General features: G+C 65.7%; 2 protein-coding genes. Both read left to right on the top strand.

Annotated features, from left to right (window positions below; genetic code table 11):
• On the top strand, positions 1-1,342 hold a 1,342-nt coding region (gene murD / locus EN939_RS31785), incomplete at its 5' end, for a UDP-N-acetylmuramoyl-L-alanine--D-glutamate ligase (RefSeq protein ID WP_127271540.1).
• On the top strand, positions 1,342-2,034 hold a 693-nt coding region (locus tag EN939_RS31780), incomplete at its 3' end, for an FtsW/RodA/SpoVE family cell cycle protein (protein WP_164751401.1). The genes murD and EN939_RS31780, both read left to right, overlap by 1 nt.

Genomic DNA, 2,034 nt, shown 5'->3' with positions numbered 1-2,034 from the left:
GGGGATTGCGACGGCGCGCGCGCTGATCGAGGGCGGCGCGGACGTGCTGGCCTGGGACGACAATCCCGAAAGCGTTGCCAAGGCCGCCGTTGCCGGTATCGCGACCGCTGATTTGCGCGGCGCCGACTGGGCGAAATTCTCGGCTTTCGTGCTGTCGCCGGGCGTCCCGCTGACGCATCCCAAGCCGCATTGGACGGTGGAGCTGGCGCGCGGTTCAGGCGTCGAGATCATCGGCGACGTCGAGCTTTTCTGCCGCGAGCGGATGCTGAGCGCGCCGACGTCGCCCTTCATCGCCATCACCGGCACCAACGGCAAGTCGACGACGACCGCGCTGACCGCGCATATCCTGAAAGCCGCGGGACGCGACACCCAGATGGGCGGCAATATCGGCCGCGCGGTGATGACGCTCGATCCGCCCGAGCCCGATCGGCACTATGTGGTCGAATGCTCGTCTTACCAGATCGACCTCGCGCCCTCGATCAATCCGACGGCGGGCATCCTGCTTAACCTGACGCCCGATCATCTCGACCGCCACGGCACCATGCAGCACTACGCCGCGATCAAGGAGCGGCTGGTGGCCGGCAGCGAGACGGCGATCGTCGGCATCGACGATTCCTGGTGCGCGCAGATCGCCGAGCGGCTGGAGCGGGCGGGGCGGCATGTCACCCGCATTTCCAAGCGCCTGCCACTGACGGACGGCTATTTCGCCGATGGCACCAATCTGATGGAAGCGGTGCACGGCCGTTACAGCCGCGTCGCCTTCCTCGAAGGCATCGGCTCGCTGCGCGGCCAGCACAATGCCCAGAACGCGCTGGCGGCGGTCGCCGCTTGCCTCAAGGTCGGACTGGAGCTTGGCGAAATCCAGTCGGGGCTGGAAAGCTTTCCCGGCCTCGCTCACCGCATGGAGCAGGTCGGCCGCAAGGACCATGTGCTGTTCATCAACGATTCCAAGGCGACCAATGCCGATGCGGCAGCACCCGCGCTATCCAGCTTTACGCGCATCTACTGGATCGCCGGCGGCCTGCCCAAGGAAGGCGGCATCGAGCCGTTGCGCGGCTTCTTTCCGCGCATCGCCAAGGCCTATCTGATTGGCGAGGCGGCGCCGGCCTTTTCGGCGAAGCTGGGCGAGGCAGTTCCCTACGAGACCTCAGGCACGCTGGCCGCCGCGGTCGAGCACGCCGCGCATGATGCCGCTAAGGACGACAGCGGCGAGGCGGTGGTGCTGCTGTCGCCGGCCTGCGCCAGTTTCGACCAGTTCAAGAATTTCGAAGTCCGCGGCGAAGCCTTCAGGCAAGCTGCGAATGCTATCGAGGGTGTGAAACCCATCGGAGGGGCACGATAATGCAAAGCCGTCTCGACAAAAGCCCGGTGGCAACCTGGTGGTGGACGATCGATCGCTGGTTCCTGGCGGCGTTCCTGTCGCTGATGGGGCTCGGCATCGTCTTGTCCTTCGCCGCCAGTCCGGCGGTGGCCGAACGCATCGGCCTCGACAGTTTCCACTTTGCCACCAGGCAGATCATCTTCACCGTGCCGGCGCTCGGTGTGATGCTGGCAGTCTCCTTCCTCGATTCCAGGCAGATCCGGCGCATGGCGCTGGTCATCCTGTGCCTGATGCTGGTGCTGATGGTGGCGGTGCTCTACATCGGCGTCGAGGTGAAGGGTGCGCGCCGCTGGGTGTCGCTTGCCGGCCTGTCGATCCAGCCGTCGGAATTCCTGAAGCCGGCCTTCGTCATCATGTGCGCGTGGCTTTTCGCCGAGCACAAGCGCCAGCCCGATATTCCGGGCAATCTGTTTGCCATGCTGCTGCTGGTGCTGGTCGTATCGCTGCTGGTGGCGCAACCGGACCTCGGCCAGACCATGCTGACGACCGGCACCTGGGGCATCATGTTCTTTATGGCCGGGCTGCCCTGGCTGTGGATCGTCGCGCTGGGTGCGGCCGGCGTCGGCGGCGTCTTTGCCGCCTATACGGTGTTCCCGCACGTTGCCCTGCGCATCGACAAGTTCCTCACCGGCGAGGGCGACACGTTCCAGGTC

Source organism: Mesorhizobium sp. M7A.F.Ca.CA.002.05.1.1 (assembly GCF_003998335.1).
Taxonomy (GTDB): Bacteria; Pseudomonadota; Alphaproteobacteria; order Rhizobiales; family Rhizobiaceae; genus Mesorhizobium.
Note: the sequence above shows the minus strand (reverse complement) of the source record. Positions and strands in the feature narration are given on the sequence as shown.